This is a genomic window from Halobacillus sp. Marseille-Q1614 (assembly GCF_902809865.1).
GTDB lineage: Bacteria > Bacillota > Bacilli > Bacillales > Halobacillaceae > Halobacillus_A.
The window spans coordinates 3092179-3110349 of the sequence record NZ_CADDWH010000001.1; the positions used below are offsets into that span (position 1 = coordinate 3092179).

General features: G+C 44.1%; 19 protein-coding genes and 2 other annotated features (1 of these 21 only partly in view). All 19 genes read right to left on the reverse strand.

Annotated features, from left to right (window positions below; genetic code table 11):
* Positions 1 to 58: a sequence feature (ribosomal protein L10 leader region), on the reverse strand; it reaches 91 nt to the left of the window's first position.
* Positions 59 to 111: 53 nt separating this feature from the next.
* Positions 112 to 807 carry a 50S ribosomal protein L1 gene (rplA, locus tag HUS26_RS15510; RefSeq protein ID WP_173917968.1) on the reverse strand — a complete coding sequence of 232 codons (696 nt, stop codon included), beginning with the start codon at positions 805 to 807 and terminating at the stop codon, positions 112 to 114.
* A gap of 115 nt (positions 808 to 922) precedes the next feature.
* Positions 923 to 1348 carry a 50S ribosomal protein L11 gene (gene rplK, locus HUS26_RS15515; RefSeq protein ID WP_173917969.1) on the reverse strand — a complete coding sequence of 142 codons (426 nt, stop codon included), beginning with the start codon at positions 1346 to 1348 and terminating at the stop codon, positions 923 to 925.
* Positions 1349 to 1501: 153 nt separating this feature from the next.
* Positions 1502 to 2038 carry a transcription termination/antitermination protein NusG gene (gene nusG, locus HUS26_RS15520; protein WP_173917970.1) on the reverse strand — a complete coding sequence of 179 codons (537 nt, stop codon included), beginning with the start codon at positions 2036 to 2038 and terminating at the stop codon, positions 1502 to 1504.
* Positions 2039 to 2169: 131 nt separating this feature from the next.
* Entirely contained in the window at positions 2170 to 2343 is a 174-nt protein-coding gene (gene secE, locus HUS26_RS15525; protein ID WP_173918881.1) for a preprotein translocase subunit SecE, read from the reverse strand.
* A 40-nt stretch (positions 2344 to 2383) separates the two neighbouring features.
* Positions 2384 to 2533 carry a 50S ribosomal protein L33 gene (gene rpmG, locus HUS26_RS15530; RefSeq protein ID WP_173917971.1) on the reverse strand — a complete coding sequence of 50 codons (150 nt, stop codon included), beginning with the start codon at positions 2531 to 2533 and terminating at the stop codon, positions 2384 to 2386.
* Between the two features lie 81 nt (positions 2534 to 2614).
* The gene (sigH, locus tag HUS26_RS15535; protein ID WP_371809637.1) at positions 2615 to 3202 is read right to left on the reverse strand and encodes an RNA polymerase sporulation sigma factor SigH; all 588 of its coding nucleotides are present in this window, start codon (positions 3200 to 3202) and stop codon (positions 2615 to 2617) included.
* A gap of 145 nt (positions 3203 to 3347) precedes the next feature.
* Entirely contained in the window at positions 3348 to 3857 is a 510-nt protein-coding gene (locus tag HUS26_RS15540; RefSeq protein ID WP_173917973.1) for an NYN domain-containing protein, read from the reverse strand.
* 3 nt (positions 3858 to 3860) lie between these two features.
* Entirely contained in the window at positions 3861 to 4604 is a 744-nt protein-coding gene (gene rlmB / locus HUS26_RS15545) for a 23S rRNA (guanosine(2251)-2'-O)-methyltransferase RlmB (RefSeq protein ID WP_173917974.1), read from the reverse strand.
* Complete coding sequence (locus HUS26_RS15550; protein WP_173917975.1) at positions 4601 to 5008, reverse strand: Mini-ribonuclease 3; 408 nt, start codon at positions 5006 to 5008, stop codon at positions 4601 to 4603. Before HUS26_RS15550 ends, rlmB begins: the two co-directional genes overlap by 4 nt.
* A gap of 5 nt (positions 5009 to 5013) precedes the next feature.
* Positions 5014 to 6414, reverse strand: a complete 1401-nt coding sequence (gene cysS / locus HUS26_RS15555) for a cysteine--tRNA ligase (RefSeq protein ID WP_173917976.1) — start codon at positions 6412 to 6414, stop codon at positions 5014 to 5016.
* The gene (gene cysE, locus HUS26_RS15560; RefSeq protein WP_173917977.1) at positions 6404 to 7066 is read right to left on the reverse strand and encodes a serine O-acetyltransferase; all 663 of its coding nucleotides are present in this window, start codon (positions 7064 to 7066) and stop codon (positions 6404 to 6406) included. The genes cysS and cysE overlap by 11 nt, the downstream gene beginning before the upstream one ends.
* 61 nt (positions 7067 to 7127) lie before the next feature.
* Positions 7128 to 7341, reverse strand: a binding site (T-box leader).
* Between the two features lie 46 nt (positions 7342 to 7387).
* The gene (gene gltX / locus HUS26_RS15565; RefSeq protein ID WP_173917978.1) at positions 7388 to 8857 is read right to left on the reverse strand and encodes a glutamate--tRNA ligase; all 1470 of its coding nucleotides are present in this window, start codon (positions 8855 to 8857) and stop codon (positions 7388 to 7390) included.
* A 54-nt stretch (positions 8858 to 8911) separates the two neighbouring features.
* Positions 8912 to 10114, reverse strand: coding sequence for a bifunctional 2-C-methyl-D-erythritol 4-phosphate cytidylyltransferase/2-C-methyl-D-erythritol 2,4-cyclodiphosphate synthase (locus tag HUS26_RS15570; protein WP_371809604.1), 1203 nt, complete (start codon positions 10112 to 10114; stop codon positions 8912 to 8914).
* A gap of 76 nt (positions 10115 to 10190) precedes the next feature.
* Complete coding sequence (locus tag HUS26_RS15575; RefSeq protein WP_173917980.1) at positions 10191 to 11297, reverse strand: PIN/TRAM domain-containing protein; 1107 nt, start codon at positions 11295 to 11297, stop codon at positions 10191 to 10193.
* 149 nt (positions 11298 to 11446) lie between these two features.
* Positions 11447 to 12520 (reverse strand): DNA integrity scanning diadenylate cyclase DisA, encoded by a 1074-nt coding sequence (gene disA, locus HUS26_RS15580; protein WP_173917981.1) that lies wholly within the window; start codon positions 12518 to 12520, stop codon positions 11447 to 11449.
* Positions 12521 to 13897, reverse strand: coding sequence for a DNA repair protein RadA (radA, locus tag HUS26_RS15585; RefSeq protein WP_173917982.1), 1377 nt, complete (start codon positions 13895 to 13897; stop codon positions 12521 to 12523).
* 171 nt (positions 13898 to 14068) lie between these two features.
* Complete coding sequence (gene clpC, locus HUS26_RS15590) at positions 14069 to 16528, reverse strand: ATP-dependent protease ATP-binding subunit ClpC (protein ID WP_173917983.1); 2460 nt, start codon at positions 16526 to 16528, stop codon at positions 14069 to 14071.
* Positions 16529 to 16548: 20 nt separating this feature from the next.
* On the reverse strand, positions 16549 to 17619 hold the full coding sequence (locus HUS26_RS15595) for a protein arginine kinase (RefSeq protein ID WP_173917984.1): 1071 nt from the start codon (positions 17617 to 17619) through the stop codon (positions 16549 to 16551).
* Entirely contained in the window at positions 17619 to 18170 is a 552-nt protein-coding gene (locus tag HUS26_RS15600; protein WP_173917985.1) for a UvrB/UvrC motif-containing protein, read from the reverse strand. The genes HUS26_RS15595 and HUS26_RS15600 overlap by 1 nt, the downstream gene beginning before the upstream one ends.
* Position 18171: the final 1 nt, after the last annotated feature.

Sequence of the window (18171 nt, forward strand, 5' to 3'; positions counted from 1 at the left end):
GGCAGGAAATTAAGCACTCTTGCGCACCTGCTGTCTTCGGTATAACGTATTCAATTTATACAACGTTTCTAATTATAAGTAACTAGAAACGGAAAGTCAACAATAAAATAATTACTTCACGTAATTTGCAACGTCAACTTTGATTCCAGGTCCCATTGTAGAAGATACAGCCGCATTACGCACGTAAGTACCTTTAGAAGCTTGTGGCTTCACTTTTACTAACGTTTCTGTAAGAGCTTTGAAGTTTTCTACAAGTTTTTCCTGATCAAAAGAAGCTTTACCGATTGGAACGTGAATGTTTGCAGCTTTATCAACGCGGTATTCTACTTTACCAGCTTTGATTTCATTTACTGCTTTTTCAACTTCGAAAGTTACAGTTCCTGTTTTAGGGTTTGGCATTAGACCTTTTGGTCCAAGCACACGACCAAGTTTACCAACTTCAGCCATCATGTCAGGTGTTGCAACAACTACGTCAAAGTCGAACCATCCTTGATTAATTTTGTTAATCAAGTCTTGATCTCCTACGTAGTCTGCTCCAGCAGCTTCTGCTTCTTTCGCTTTATCACCTTTAGCGAAAACAAGAACGCGCTGAGTTTTACCTGTTCCATGCGGAAGCACCATAGCTCCACGGATTTGCTGGTCTGCTTTCTTAGGGTCAACCCCTAGACGGAAAGCCGCTTCAACTGTTTCATCAAAGCCTGCTTTAGCTGTTTCTTTTACTAAGCTGATTGCTTCGTTTACTTCATAAGCTTTTGTACGGTCAACAAGCTTTTGAAGTTCTTGTTGCTTTTTGCTTTTTTTAGCCATTTCTATTTCCTCCTCTTGTGGTTTTAACGGATTTACCTCCCACGAATAAAGGTTGCGAACCGAGGATCGCTCCTGACTCGCAACCTTCAACTCCATTTAGAGCGACGCTGTGGGATTAGTCTTCGACAGTGATTCCCATGCTGCGTGCAGTACCTTCAACCATGCGCATTGCAGCTTCAACGTCAGCAGCATTCAAGTCAGGCATTTTTGTTTCAGCGATTTCTTTTACTTGATCGCGTTTAACAGTAGCTACCTTGTTACGGTTAGGCTCACCTGAACCTGATTCGATTCCTGCTGCTTTCTTAAGAAGAACAGCAGCTGGTGGAGTTTTTGTAACAAATGTAAATGAACGATCTTCAAAAACAGAGATCTCAACCGGAATAATCATTCCTGCTTGATCTTGTGTTTTAGCGTTAAATTCTTTACAGAAACCCATGATATTAATACCAGCTTGTCCTAGTGCCGGTCCTACCGGTGGAGCTGGGTTAGCTTTACCTGCTGGAATCTGTAGCTTTACTACTTTAATTACTTTTTTAGCCACGAGACACACCTCCTTAAAGTCCGTGATGTGGTAATAGGGTTTTCCCCTCCCACTCATCGCATTTATGCATCAATACCTCTTCGGTGAGAGGCACATAAAGAACATAAGAATTTTAGCATCTATTTCTACATAATGCAAGGGGCATAGCAAACTTTATAATTTTTCAATCTGTGAAAAATCTAATTCTACCGGGGTTTCACGCCCGAACATGTTGACGTGAACTTTTACCTTCTGTTTGTCGGCATCGATATTTTCGATCGTGCCTGTGAAGTTAGCAAACGGTCCGTCTGTCACTTTCACACTCTCTTTGACTTCGAAGTCTACTTGAGCGGCGGTCGGCTCTGCCATACCCATACGCTTAAGTACTGTATCTGCTTCTTCAGGTAAGAGAGGGATAGGTTTAGAGCCAGAACCTGTAGATCCTACGAATCCAGTAACACCTGGAGTGTTTCGAACGACATACCAGGAATCGTCTGTCATAACCATTTCTGCTATAACATAACCAGGGAAAACCTTTTTCTTATTCACTTTGCGCTTGCCGTTCTTTATTTCCATCTCTTCATCCTCGGGCACAAGAACGCGGAAGATTTTATCTTCCATACCCATAGACTCAACGCGTTTTTCTAAGTTGGCCTTCACTTTGTTTTCATAACCTGAATACGTGTGGACCACATACCATCTTTTTTCCATTTACACAGGACAAGCAGCTTGTCCTTCCCTCCCTTATCATTCGTATTATTGATTTCCAACATGAAAAAACCCGTTAAACGGGTTTTTTTAACAATACTTTCATCTATTATATCACAAATGAGACTGTACTATTATCTCAGAATTAGTTCAAGCAATTGTGAAATTCCTAAATCTACAACAGCAAAGAACACTGCAACAAACGCAACAGTACTCAGTACTGTAACCGTGTATTTGGAAAGCTCACGGCCGCTGGGCCAGCTTACTTTACGCATTTCACGAGATACGTTTTTAAAAAATTTAAACATGTCAAACAACCCCCAAACTTGCGCCAACCGGCTGCATCCTCTATTTTGTCTCGCGGTGCAGCGTATGTTCTCCACACGCTTTGCAAAACTTGCGAACTTCTAAACGTTCTGACTGATTCGAGCGGTTAATATGAGTGCTATAATTGCGGCTTAAACATTGAGTACATGCTAGAATAATTTTCTTTCTCATCGACAGTCCCCTCGTTAGTAGAGGTTTAATTCACTCCCAATAATGTAGCACGCTTACAAGTTAGTGTCAATTAGCCATAAGCTATGTCGTTTCACTAAACTCTATATATCTCTCAAGCTTTCTTTTTACTCGCTGCAGCGCATTATCAATAGATTTCACATGACGATTTAACTCTACAGAGATTTCCTGATAGCTTTTTCCGTCTAAATAAAGGGAAAGAACCTGCTGTTCCAGATCGCTCAGGAGCTCAGAAATTTTTTCTTCAATATCTCCGAATCTCTCTTTATTCACCATCAGTTCCTGAGGGTCAATGGCTTTGGATCCAGCGATTACGTCCAATAACGTACGGTCTGCTTCTTCATCGAAAATAGGCTTGTCCAGGGAAACATAAGAGTTAAGTGGAATATGCTTTTGGCGGGTAGCGGTTTTAATAGCGGTAATAATTTGACGAGTTACACATAATTCAGCAAAAGCTTTAAACGATGAGAGCTTGTCTCCCTGATAATCGCGAATGGCTTTATAGAGTCCGATCATGCCCTCCTGAACGATATCTTCCCGGTCTGCCCCAATTAAGAAATAAGTTCTCGCTTTGGCGCGCACGAAATTCTTATACTTATCAATTAAAAAATCCAGTGCCTGAACCTGGCCAAGATTGATCCGTACGATAATTTCTTCATCATCAAGTCTACTGAAATCTACCTTTTCGATGCCTATCTTTGTTTGTCCGCTGCTCACTAAAGGATCCCTCCGACATGGTACCTAAATATAGAAATATTATACAGTAAGCGTTTCAAAAGCGTCAACAAGCCTTTCTTTATTTACGCCCCCTCCGCCACTGCTCAAAAATCTCTCTTATCTCTTTATTTATCGGAATTTTGGGCTGATTTTGAATCGATTTATGTGATTCTACATCTTTTTTTATTTCCAGCTGAATATTTTTCACTTCAATATATAATTCTCTCGCCGATTTACGAAAAGCACCTTGGGCAAAAATGGTCCGCTGTTCGGCATAATCTGACGTAGCGACATATACTTGAGTCCTGATATCGTTCAGCTGCCCGGCCAGCTTCTCAATCCGCTCATCCGCGGTTTCATTTTCTTTCGTATATATGACTTCGATTTTAAAATTTTTCTGTTTGTTATCCAAGCCTCTTACGTGATAAGCGTCGAATACCACGATGACCCGATCTCCTTTATAGGCACGATATTCGGCCATCATCTCTATCAGCAAGTCCCTTGCCTGTCCAAGGTCTCTGTCTTTAAGCTTCTGAAGTTCGGGCCATGCCCCAATCATATTGTAGCCGTCGACAATGAGTACATTCATCATTTACTCCCCTAAGGGATGACGCTTTCTATATACTTCGTACATCAGGAGTGACGCAGCTACAGAAGCATTAAGAGACGATACTTTTCCAGCCATCGGGAGCCTTACTGTCCAGTCACACTTATCCCTCGTTAAACGGCTCATTCCTTTTCCTTCGTTCCCAATAACGAGAGCTAAAGGCATCTTCCCGTCCAGCTCCCGGTAATCTTCCTTCGCTTCCGCTTCTGTGCCCACAACCCATACGAATCGTTCCTTCAGTTCATCGATAGTGCGGGAAAGGTTGGTCACCCGGGCGACCGGCACGTGCTCAATCGCTCCTACAGATGTCTTCGCCACTGTCGCGGTCAGTCCTACGGAACGCCGCTTTGGAATAATCACACCGTGAGCTCCGCTTGCATCGGCCGTACGTAAAATTGAGCCGAGATTATGAGGATCTTCGATTTCATCTAAAATCAGGAAAAAAGGAGCCTCCCCTTTCTCTTCGGCACGGGCGAAGAGATCATCGATGTCGCTGTATTCATAGGCTGCAACAGCTGCCACCACGCCCTGGTGATTGCCGTCGACTAACTGGTCGATCTTTTTCTTAGGGGCTTTCTGTACAAGGACACCGTGTTCTTTGGCCGCCTGCTCGATTTTTCGGGCGGCCTGGGGCTGAAGCTGTTCAGATACGAAAACCTTGTTGATCGAGCGGCCTGATTTGATAGCTTCCATTACGCTGTTTTTTCCAAGAATCCACTCTTCATTCATTGCTGAACTCTCCTTTTTTCCACAAGTTGTATAGCATTCTTTATTAATTCTTCCAGACGGTCCTCATGCCCTGATAAGTAGTGAAAGCCTAGGACGGCTTCAAACGCTGTAGAGTACCGGTACGTCTGTACATCTGTATTCTTCGGGACACTGCCGGATTTAGCATTGCGGCCCCGGCGCAGCACACCCTCTTCTTCCTCTGTCAGCATCTGATTTTCCTGCCAGGCCTGTACAACTTGAGCCTGAGATTTAGCCGAAACAAATTGAACGGCTGCTTTATGCAGCTGATCCGGCTTAACCTCTCCTTTTTCAATCAGATGGCGGCGGACATATAATTCATAAACACTGTCACCCATATAAGCGAGGGCCAGGCTTTTCATCTGCTTTACATCCGTTGAGGCCATAACGTTTACCCTCGCTTCCAGCGGGTGCCTTGTGATGTATCTTCAAGGATGATGTTACGTGCTTTTAATTCATCACGAATTTCATCAGCGCGCGCAAAGTTGCGTTCTTTTCGCGCCTGCTTTCTTTCTTCGATTAAGGCATCTACTTCCTCATCCAATAACTCTTCTTCCTGAGAAACTTTCAGGCCTAATACACTCATCAGCTCTTCAAGTGTCTGCTCAAAAGCCTGCAGTACTTCGGTGTGAGTTTGTTCAGACTGTAAATATAAGTTGATCGACTTCGTCAGATCGAATAGAACGGAAATAGCATTCGCTGTATTGAAGTCATCGTCCATTTCTTTAATGAACTGCTGCTTATGCTGTGTGATTTCGCTCAGCCATTTTTCATTGTCGCCAGCAAGGTTGACGCTTGATTCCATACGGTGCTTTAAATTTTCATACGCATTACGTATGCGATCAAAACTGCTCTTCGCTCCCGCTAACAGCTCATCACTAAAGTTAATAGGATGGCGGTATTGCACACTCAGCATAAAGAAGCGAATGACCTGAGGATCGTGTTTTTTCACAAGATCATGTGCCAATACAAAGTTGCCTAGCGACTTCGACATTTTCTCATTATCTATATTGATATAGCCATTATGCATCCAATACTTCGCAAAAGAGGATCCGTTATTGGCTTCAGATTGAGCAATTTCGTTCTCGTGGTGAGGGAACGTTAAATCCTGTCCTCCGGCATGAATATCAATCGTTTCCCCAAGATATTTCTTCGCCATAGCGGAGCATTCAATATGCCAGCCCGGACGTCCTTTCCCCCATGGGCTGTCCCAGGCAATTTCGTCGCCTTTTGCTTCTTTCCAAAGTGTAAAATCAAGCGGGTCTTCTTTTTTCTCCCCTACTTCAATACGGGCGCCTGAGCGCAGTTCATCAACGGATTGATGGGACAGTTTACCGTAGCCGTCAAAAGAACGTGTGCGGAAATAGACGTCTCCCTCTGAAGCATAAGCATGGCCTTTATCAATTAATCCTTGGATAAAGGAAATAATTTCGTCCATATTTTCCGTAACTCTCGGGTGGTAAACCGCTTCTTTAACACCAAGCGCTCCCACATCCTCTTTATAGGCCTGGATAAAACGATTGGCGATATCAGGTACACCTTCTCCTAATTCGTTGGCTGCTTTAATTAATTTATCATCAACGTCTGTAAAGTTAAGCACATACTTAACCTCATAGCCTCTATATTCAAAGTAGCGCCTTACTGTATCAAATACGATCGCCGGGCGGGCATTCCCGATATGAATGTAGTTGTAAACGGTAGGACCGCACACATACATCTTCACTTTGCCCTCTTCAATCGGGGTAAATGTCTCTTTGGAGCGGGATAAAGTATTATATATTTTAATGCTCATTTTGCTTCACTCCTTCTTGTTCGTCTAATTGCAAGCATAGCTGTTTGATTTCTTCCTGCATTTCGTTTAACCGATCGTAAACCGGATCCGGCATTTTGTGGTGGTCGAGGTCGCGGGACTGCACTTTCTTTCCGTCCTGGACAACCACATGGCCGGGAATCCCTACAACTGTAGAGTTATCAGGCACGTCTTTTAAAACGACAGAGCCGGCGCCGACTTTGGAGTTCTCCCCAATCGTAATGGAGCCCAGCACCTTAGCACCTGTCGCAACGAGCGCGTTATCCTTTAAGGTCGGGTGGCGTTTTCCTTTTTCTTTTCCAGTTCCACCAAGCGTAACTCCCTGGAATAAGGTAACATTATCACCGATTTCACACGTTTCCCCGATGACAACCCCCATTCCATGGTCGATAAAAAAACGACGTCCAATCTTCGCGCCAGGATGAATTTCAATCCCTGTGAAGAAGCGGCTGATTTGAGAGATCAAACGGGCTAGAAAAAAGAACTTTCGTTTATAAAAAGCATGGGCAATCCGATGAGCCCAAGTAGCGTGCAGACCAGAATACGTCAAAATCACCTCTAAATAAGAACGAGCGGCCGGATCCTGGTCGAATACGACATCGACATCTTCTTTGAACATTTTAAACCATCCCATCATTGATCCTCCCTTTCTTCTTCTATTACGGTACAAAAAAAGCGCCTCCGTGCCATTTTGGCACAGAGACGCTTCTTCAGCGCGGTTCCACTCTGTTTGGGAAATATATATCCCCCACTTATCCCCGATAACGGCAGGTGCCGCTTAAGCCTACTGTAATTCAGCCAAAGACTCAGAGGTGCATTTCAGAACCTCCCCTTAAAATCACTCTCAGCCATGGTGATTCTCTCTGGGTAAGGGGCTAAATCCTTACTTCTCCTCTTCAACGCTTCGTATATAGGTATCTCTACTATATGATAAAAGGATCCAATTGTGAACAGTTTAGCTTTGGATTTGTTCTAAAGCATTTTCAAGCCGGTAATTAATCGTTTCCACTCCGAGTAGACGAATCGCATTCGGAAGTTCCGGTCCATGTGTCTGGCCTGTTGTCGCTACTCGAATTGGCATAAACAGTTTTTTGCCTTTATGCCCGGTTTCTTTTTGGACAGCTTTAATCTGTTTCTTAATGTTTTCAGGAGTCCACTCCTCTAACTCGCCAAGCTTGTCCTTAAACACAGAAAGCACCTCAGGAACCTGCTCGCCGTTCAGCACTTCCATAGCGTCTTCATCGTACTGAATCTGTTTCTTGAAAAAGAGATCCGTCAGCTCAACGATCTCCGCTCCGTAGCTTAGTTGCTCATGATAAAGAGAAATCAGTTCGTGCGTCCATTCGCGCCCTTCCTCACTCATATCTTCAAGAACGCGGCCCGCCTGAATTAAGTGAGGCAGTGTAAGATCCACTACTTTTTCAAGGGAAGCAGCTTTAATATACTGGTTGTTCATCCACTTCAGCTTCGCTGCATCAAAAATAGCCGGTGACGTAGATAAACGGTCGGCATCAAAGATATCAATCAGCTGATTCTGTGTGAAGATCTCTTCCTCGCCGACTGGAGACCAGCCAAGCAGCGTAATAAAGTTAAAGAGCGCTTCCGGCAGATATCCGAGGTTTTTGTACTGCTCAATAAACTGCAGAATATGCTCGTCCCGTTTGCTAAGCTTTTTACGATTTTCATTTAAAATTAAAGTCATATGACCAAATGTCGGAGCTTCCCATCCGAACGCTTCATAAACCATCATCTGCTTCGGCGTATTGGAGATATGCTCTTCACCGCGAAGCACGTGACTGATCTTCATCAGATGATCATCAACAGCTACGGCAAAGTTATAAGTCGGAGTGCCGTTCTTCTTAACGATAACCCAATCGCCAAAGTCGCTAGATTCAAACGTAATATCGGCGCGCACTAAATCATTAAAGGTATACGTTTTTCCTTCAGGTACACGAAGGCGAATGCTCGGCTGGCGTCCTTCTTCTTCAAATTGACGGATCTGTTCTTCGGTTAAATCACGATGAGCTCCTGAATACTTGGGCGCTTCGCCGCGGGCCATCTGCGCTTCCCGCTCCGCTTCAAGCTCTTCTTCCGTAACGTAGCACTTGTAAGCAAGGCCTCGCTCTAACAGCTCATCGACATATTTGTTATAGATATCAAGACGCTCCATTTGACGGTAAGGACCATACTCGCCGCCAATATCAGCACCTTCGTCCCACTCAAGGCCGAGCCACTTCAAATAGTTCAGCTGGCTTTGTTCTCCGCCTTCCACATTACGCTTAGCATCTGTATCTTCCACGCGGATAATAAACTTGCCGCCTGCATTTTTCGCATACAGGTAGTTAAACAGAGCCGTACGGGCATTTCCGATGTGAAGATGACCAGTCGGGCTTGGCGCATAACGCACCCTTACTTCGTTACTCATATTTAAAACTCCTTTTCGTTCTCTTTTAGCTTTTTCTATTTTATCATTAATAAGTTACGATTGTTGACTATTTTGCAAAAGAACCACAGCCTGTGCCGCCACTCCTTCTTTACGTCCGGTAAATCCGAGTTTCTCGGTTGTTGTCGCTTTAACATTGATCCGGCCTGGGTCACTGTTTAACAGTGAAGCTACATTGCTGCGGATCTCTTCGATATATGGCGCCATTTTGGGTGCCTGGGCGATCACTGTACAGTCTAAGTTGCCTAACTCAAAGCCTTGCTCGTTTACAAGTTTCCATACATGCTGCAACAGCTTTCCGGAATCGGCATCCTTAAAGGCCTCATCTGTATCAGGGAAGTGCCTGCCGATATCTCCTTCCCCAATTGCACCTAAACAGGCATCTGCAATTGTGTGAAGGAGAACGTCAGCATCCGAGTGGCCCAGCAGTCCTTTTTCATAAGGAATGTCTACGCCTCCAATGATGCATGGACGCCCCTCTGTTAACTGGTGCACATCAAAGCCTTGTCCAATCCGAAACATATCCGAACCACCGTCCTTTCCTTTATACTGGTCTGTTAAAAAAGACCTCGCTTTTGATAAATCCTCAGGAGTGGTCAGCTTAATATTGTCGTAGCTGCCTTCCACAACAGCGACAGGCTCCCCTAATCGTTCCACTAATGAAGCATCATCGGTTCCGTAAAAATTCTCTTCCTGCGCCTGATGATGGGCATTTGTAATAAGGGTGCGGCGAAACCCCTGCGGAGTCTGAGCTGCCCACAGCGTCTTTCTATCAAGCGTAACGAGCTGTTCTCCCTTTTGTTTAATCGTATCGGTTACCGGAACAGCCAGCAGTCCGGCTCCTTCTTTGCTTACAACCTCTGCTAATTTGTGCAGGTTATCTCTTTTCACAAACGGGCGGGCACCGTCATGAATAAACACAAGCGAATCATCACTTTCTTCTGCCAGCGCCATAAGCCCGGCATACACACTGTCCTGTCGCTCTTTTCCGCCGTTAACGAGCTGAATCTGCTTTTCAATCGGATATTCGTTAAGCACCTCTTGCATTTGAGCATGCTCTTTTTCATTGGTCACGAGAATGATTTTCTCACACCAAGGATCCTGAGAGAAAATAATTAATGTATGTATAATCAATGGCTGATCATTAATCATGAGGAACTGTTTGTTTTGCCCGGCCAGCATCCGCTTGCCCTGGCCAGCCGCTAATACAATTGCTGAATAATTAATCATAGCTACCATCCTAAATGTATTTGAAATAACAAAAGCGATAACACGCAGTTATCACTTTTGTTAATCTCTATTTGTTATACCGTTTTTATAAAGCTTTTTCAAGTGATTTTGGCTTAGCAAAAATCATACGGCCCGCTGAAGTCTGCAGGACGCTCGTTACAATCACTTCAATTGTTTTTCCGATATAATCTTTACCTTCTTCTACGACGATCATTGTCCCATCATCTAAATAACCAATTCCCTGCTTCTGCTCTTTCCCGTCTTTGATTACCTGGATTGACATTTCTTCTCCTGGTAAAACGACCGGCTTCACTGCATTGGCAAGGTCATTAATATTCAGTACCTGCACATTCTGAAACTCACACACTTTATTCAGATTGAAGTCGTTTGTCACTACAATACCGTCCATCACCTTGGCCAGCTTCACCAGCTTGCTGTCAACTTCCTGCACTTCTTCAAAATCGCCTTCGTAAATTTCGACTTTGACCGGAAGATCTTTCTGCAGACGGTTCAGAATATCCAGCCCCCGGCGGCCTCTGTTTCTCTTAAGACCATCTGAGGAATCTGCAATATGTTGAAGCTCTTCCAGCACGAACTGCGGAATAACAACCGTTCCTTCTAAAAAGTGCGTTTCACAGATGTCTGCAATACGGCCGTCAATAATGACACTCGTATCTAAGATTTTCTGCTTTGGAATGATTGCCGGATCCACTTGAACAGTTTGAGAAGACTCATCATCTGAAGATTTCTTATCCTTTTTATTTGCAAGTGTTAAGAGATTTAAAAATTCATCTTTTCGTTTAAAACCGACTTGAAACCCGAAGTAGCCTAATAAGATCGTAATGAAAATCGGCACAACCTGGCTTACGACTTTGATTTCGATGTCCTGCAGGATGTTATTGATTAAATAAGCAATAATTAAACCGACAATTAATCCTAAGCTCCCAAAAAGCAAGTCTGCCACAGGGGCTCGTACCAGTGTATCCTCTACCCACCTTAGGAAATTGACAATATAGTCAACAATCCAGAAAGTTAATAAAAATAAAATAAGTGCTCCTATAATTGCCCCAGCTACTGATTGAATCCAGCTTTGCCAGGTTACATCCATTAAGGAAAACAGTTCGGGAATATAAAGATAACCGATTGTACCGGCAGTGACGATAATAAATAACTGAACTATTCTTTTAAGCACTTGCTCACCTCCTTAAAATCATTATGACCAACCATAATGGCGATTAATCGTCCAGGTTAGAAATCTTGAATATAAACTAGCACAAATTACAATTTTTTTCAATTAAAAGGAAAATATTGTATCATACTAAATACCTACAAGTCAAATGATTACAAATGCCGGTCAACAAACAGCTGTTCCTGTATCCGCTCTAAGCCTTCGCAGATCTTCTTAGCCCTTACTTCACCCACTCCGTCAACTTCGACTAATTCTTTGACAGTGGCCGACATAACTTCATGCAGTACTCCGAACCTTTGGACTAAATGTTCGATAATTACCGTGGGCAATCGAGGAATCCGATTCATGATCCGATAGCCTCTCGGATAAATAGGGTCTGAAAGCTTTACGTGGACGGAGTAGCCTAACAATTTAAGCACCTGTTCATCAGACAGCAGCTCTGTACCGGCTGATTCCTGCATTTTATTTAAAAGATAAGCAGGTTCATATTCCGCCCGCTTGCTGTAATCCTTTATCAATAATGCCGCTTCTTCTTCAATATTAGAGACGAGCTCTGTAAGCTGGAGCTGAATCAGTCTGCCTTCATTACCGAGCTCATTGACATAGTTTAAGATTTCATTTTTAATTCTCAGCACCATTTCCACGCGATGGACGACTTGAATGACTTCCGAGAAAGAAACCATGTTTTCAAATTCCATCGCCCCAAGGTTGGTAATGCTTTGATCGAGTACGAGCTTATACTTCTCAAGCGTCTGAATCGCCTGATTCGCTTTTGTAAGAATAACGCCTATATCTTTAAGCGAATACCGGACGGCCCCTTTATAAAGGGTTATGACATTTCTTCTTTGAGAAATAGCAATCACTAAGTGCCCCGTCTGCTTTGCTACCCGTTCAGCTGTACGGTGCCGCATGCCTGTTTCCGTCGATAAAATATCCGGATCCGGCATAAGCTGAGCATTCGCGTAGAGGATCTCCTCGCCTTCATTGCTTAAGATGATCGCTCCATCCATCTTGGCCAGTTCATAGAGGTGAGCGGGAGTAAATCGGGACTGAATATGAAACCCGCCGTCTACCAGCTCCTGCACTTCTTTAGCATAACCCATAACGATAAGACCACCCGTTTTAGCACGTAAAACGTTGTCGATCCCTTCACGAATAGGAGTGCCGGGAGCTACAAATTTAAGCATTTCTCCGATGTCGCCTGTCCTATCGTTGTTTGCTTCCATTTATCGATCCCCCAATGTAATTTGCATAGCTTCCTGTACTGTATTTACACCAATCACCTGGATGCCTGAAGGAGGTGTCCATCCATCTAGATTCTTCTGAGGTATAATGACTCGTTTAAAACCAAGCTTAGCCGCTTCCTGAACGCGCTGTTCAATCCGGGAGACCCGCCTGATCTCTCCCGTCAGCCCCACTTCGCCAACAACTACGTCATCGGGGTTGGAAGGCTGATCGCGAAAACTTGAGGCAATGCTGATGGCCACCGCTAAATCAACAGCTGGTTCATCCAGCTTTACGCCTCCAGCAACTTTTAGGTAAGCATCCTGATTTTGCAATAGCAGCCCGACCCTTTTTTCCAATACCGCCATGAGCAGGGGCACACGGTTATGATCAAGTCCTGTAGCCATCCGCCGCGGGTTTCCAAACGAGGTTGGAGAAATCAACGCCTGGATCTCGACTAAAACAGGGCGTGTCCCTTCCATAGAAGCCACTATAATCGATCCAGCTGCTCCTTGAGACCTCTCTTCCAGAAAAATCTCCGAAGGGTTCAGAACCTCTTCTAAGCCCTTCTCCTTCATTTCAAAAATCCCCATTTCGTGAGTACTCCCGAAACGGTTCTTCACACTTCTTAATATACGAAATGTATGGTGCCTCTCTCCTTCGAAATATAAAACAGCATCCACCATATGTTCAAGTAACCGCGGGCCTGCGATCGACCCCTCTTTTGTTACATGACCTACAATGAAAATAGGAATACCTTTACTCTTCGCTACACGCATTAAATGACTTGTACATTCACGAACCTGTGACACGCTCCCTGGAGCGGAAGTAACGTCCTCTTTAAAAATCGTTTGAATCGAATCGATAATCACAAACTTAGGATTAATTACATCGATTTGAGTGAGCACGTCCTGGAGGTTCGTTTCAGACAATACGTAAAGCTCGTCTGATTCTACACCTAATCGTTCCGCCCGGAGCTTCGTCTGGCGTGTAGATTCTTCTCCTGATATATATAAAACAGGCAATTGCTTATTCGCAATCTGAGCAGAAACCTGAAGTAATAAAGTTGACTTCCCAATACCCGGATCACCGCCGATTAAAACCAGCGACCCCGGTACGATACCGCCCCCGAGCACGCGGTTTAATTCCGGCATATCCGTTCTTAGTCTCGGCTCTTTTTCTGATTTAATCTGTGTGATTTTTTCAGGTTTTGCTGAACCTGATGAACTGGTTTGAAAAACGTGGCGGGAATTGCTTCCGGTCATCGCCGCTTCTTCCACTAATGTGTTCCACTGCTGACAGCCCGGGCATTTACCCATCCACTTGGGAGTTTCGTATCCACATTCCTGACAGACAAACTTTGTTTTTCTCTTCGCCAAAAGCGCTCTCTCCCTCTCCCTTATTATAAACGATATGGCTTGTGAAAAAGTTTCATGACCATATCATTTTAGTTAAAAATACCTTACTAAAAGCATATCGGAATCATAAAAAAATCGGAAGGCATACACCTTCCGACCTCAAATAGTTCATAATTTATTCAAATTTGCCTCTTATTTCGCTTCCTGATGAGTATGAACCGTAAATTCTTTGTTATCATTCAGGTCAATTTCTACTTTTTGACCTTTGTGAATGTTCTCTTTTAACAGCTCTTCAGACAAGAGGTCTTCCACGTTTTTCTGTATAGAGCGGCGAAGAGGACGTGCTCCGTATTCTGGGTCGAATCCTTCTTTCGCAATATGCTCGATCGCTTTTTCGCTGAGCGTGAAGTCGATATCCTGATCAAGCAGACGCTTTCTCAATTGTTCTGCCATCAGTGTAACGATATCCTTCATGTGGCGACGCTCTAAAGAGTGGAAGACGATCGTTTCGTCAATACGGTTTAAGAACTCCGGACGGAATGCTTTTTTCAGCTCATCCGTTACTTTAGACTTCATGTCTTTGTAGTTCTGGTCCTCATCACCCATAGAGAAGCCAAGATACTTATTGCTTTTCAGCTCATGTGCCCCAACGTTTGAAGTCATGATTAAGACTGTGTTTCTAAAGTCGACAACACGTCCTTTAGAATCTGTAAGACGTCCGTCTTCCAATACTTGAAGCAAGATGTTAAAGACTTCAGGGTGAGCCTTCTCAATTTCATCTAACAGGATGACAGAGTAAGGTTTGTTTCGAACTTTCTCTGTCAGCTGTCCGCCTTCATCATAGCCTACATATCCTGGAGGTGAACCGACAAGACGGGACGTGCTGTGTTTTTCCATATACTCAGACATATCGATTCGAATCATCGCATCTTCCTCACCGAACATGCTTTCCGCCAGTGCACGGGCAAGCTCGGTTTTACCTACACCAGTTGGTCCCAAGAAGATAAAGGAACCAATAGGCCGTTTCGGATCCTTAAGACCGGCACGGGCCCGGCGAATCGCTTTGGAAATAGCCTTCACCGCTTCTTCCTGGCCGATGACACGGTTATGAAGAGTATCTTCTAACTGAAGCAGACGTTCACTTTCATCTTTGGTCATTTTAGAAACAGGAACTCCCGTCCAGGTAGATACGATCGAAGCAATATCTTCTACCGTCACTTCTGAATCTTCCTGACCCTGCTTCTCTTTCCATTCGTCTTTCGTCTGATCAAGCTCATCACGCAAACGCTGCTCACTGTCCCGTAAGGAAGCGGCTTTTTCAAATTCCTGGCTTTGAACAGCAGCGTCTTTCTCTTTACGAACTTCTTCAAGCTTCTGCTCAAGCTCTTTTAAGTTTGGCGGCGCTGTATAAGAACGAAGACGTACTTTAGAAGCAGCCTCATCAATTAAGTCAATTGCTTTATCCGGCAGGAAGCGGTCCGTAATATAACGGTCAGAGAAACGAACAGCGGACTCAATGGAATCATCCGTAATCGTTACTCGGTGGTGCGCTTCATAACGGTCGCGCAGTCCTTTAAGAATTTGAACAGATTCTTCTAAGGATGGCTCGTCAACTTTAATTGGCTGGAAGCGTCGTTCAAGAGCAGCATCTTTTTCAATATATTTTTTATACTCATCGAGAGTCGTTGCCCCAATACACTGAAGCTCACCGCGGGCCAGTGAAGGTTTCAGGATGTTAGACGCATCTATCGCACCTTCGGCTCCACCTGCTCCGATCAAGGTATGAAGCTCATCGATGAATAAGATAATATTACCGGCCTGGCGGATTTCTTCCATAACCTTTTTCAAACGATCCTCGAATTCGCCACGGTATTTAGTACCTGCTACAACCGTACCCATATCAAGCGTCATTACGCGTTTATCACGCAGGATCTCTGGAACTTCATTGTTCATAATCTGCTGAGCAAGCCCCTCAGCGATCGCTGTTTTACCTACACCTGGCTCACCGACAAGCACTGGGTTATTTTTCGTACGGCGGCTTAATACTTGAATCACACGTTCGATCTCTTTGCTTCGTCCGATCACTGGATCGATGTTGCCTTCTTTGGCAATCGCCGTTAAATCACGAGCTAGAGAATCAAGCGTTGGTGTATTGGCATTAGCAGCCTGTGCACCGCCGCCACCGCCTCTGCGGTTGCTGCCTCCACCGGTTGATTCGTTATTTCCAAGCAGCTGGAGAACCTGCTGACGCGCTTTATTTAAGCTGACACCGAGGTTATTTAACACACGGGCAGCTACCCCTTCGCCTTCCCGAATTAAACCAAGAAGGATGTGCTCTGTCCCTACGTAAGAGTGGCCTAATTTGCGGGCTTCATCCATAGAAAGCTCGATTACTTTTTTAGCTCTTGGTGTATAGTGAATGGTTTGAGATACTTTTTCACCTTTGCCAATTAGATTCTCAACTTCCTCCTGGATCTTGCTGGCTTCTAATCCTAAAGCGTTCAGAGCTTTTGCAGCAATGCCTTCACCTTCACTTACAAGACCAAGAAGGATGTGTTCAGTGCCAATATTGTTATGGCCTAATCGGACCGCTTCTTCTTGCGCTAATGCTAGTACCTTTTGTGCTCTTTCAGTAAATCGCCCAAACATCATGGACATTACCTCCTAACTATTTATTCATTCTTTTCTAATTGTAATCTTTCTCTAATCAGGGAAGCTCGACGGATATCACGCTCAGACGGAGTTAGAGACTCTTGTGCATATTGCTGAAGGAACCCTGGCTGTGTTAAAACCATAAGCTCATTCAAAATGGTCTTTGGAATATCATCGATGAACCCTAAATCGATTCCCAGTCTAAGATCAGATAAGCATTTTGCTGCCTCTTTAGACTCTATGATTCGACTATGCTTCAAAACACCATAGGATCGAAAAACTCTGTCCTCAAGCTGGATTCCTGACCGCTGCATTAAGGTCTGACGGGCTTTTCTTTCTTGATCAATCAGTTGTCTTACCACACTGTGCAAGTCTTCCACAATATCCTCTTCTGATTTCCCAAGCGTAATCTGGTTAGAAATTTGAAACAAGTTGCCAAGAGCTTCGCTTCCTTCACCGTAAATACCGCGGACGACTAATCCCAGCTGGTTAATTGCCGGCGTCATGCGCGTAATCTGCTGGGTCATTACTAAAGCAGGAAGGTGCATCATCACTGAAGCCCTCATTCCCGTACCAACGTTAGTCGGGCACGACGTTAAATAGCCTCTGTTTTCATCAAAGGCATAATCCACTTTTTCTTCAAGCCAGTCATCTAACTGAGAGGCCTGTTCTAATGCCCGGTCCAGCTGAAAGCCAGGAAAATAAAGCTGTATTCGTATGTGATCTTCTTCATTTATCATGATTGACACTTGTTCATTTTGAGAAATCAATGATGCCGAATGCTTCGATTGATCGATTAAATGCGGACTGACTAAATGCTTCTCCACAAGTACTCTTCTTTCAATCGGCTGCAAATCACTCATTTCCACGACTTCGAAATTCTTATAATCTCTAAATGACTGTCCCGCAAACTCTTCTTTAAAAATGTTCAGTACTTCCTCCAGGCGTTCCTCTGCTGCAATGATAGGGAACGGATACTTCTGAAGGTTACGGGCCAGACGAATTCGACTGCTTAGAACAATGTCACTGTCCGGGCCTTCCTGGTTCATCCAGGGGCTGATTGCTTCATTCATAAATTGTCCAAGTGACATTATTCTCCATCCCCTTTCTCTTGATGAAGTTGTTGTTCCAGGGACCGAATCTGATCTCGTAATTGAGCGGCTTGTTCGAATTCTTCCTGTTCAATCATCCCACGAAGCTCTGCTCTTAGCTGGTCCACCTGTTTTTTCAAGTGCAGGTGGCCGGCTTCTCGTTTAGGTATCTTCCCGTGGTGATGGGCATTTCCACTATGAACTCGCTTAAATATAGGATCCAAACGTTCATCAAAAGTTTTATAACAATCCGCACACCCAAACTTTCCAATTTTCGCAAATTGCTGGTAGGTTAACCCGCAGTTTGGACATTTCAGCTGTACAGACTGTTTCTCATAAGGTTTAGATTGCTGACCTTTAAATGAAAATTGATGATCGTGATTAAATAAACCGGATAATAAGTCAGTAAGAGTAAAGTTGTCTTCCTTTTCATTCATATAACCCTTTTCTTTGGCACAGTGCTCGCACACATGAATTTCTGATTTCTCGCCGTTAATAACCTGGGTTAAATGAACCGTTGCAGGGCGCTTATGGCATCTTTGGCAATCCATA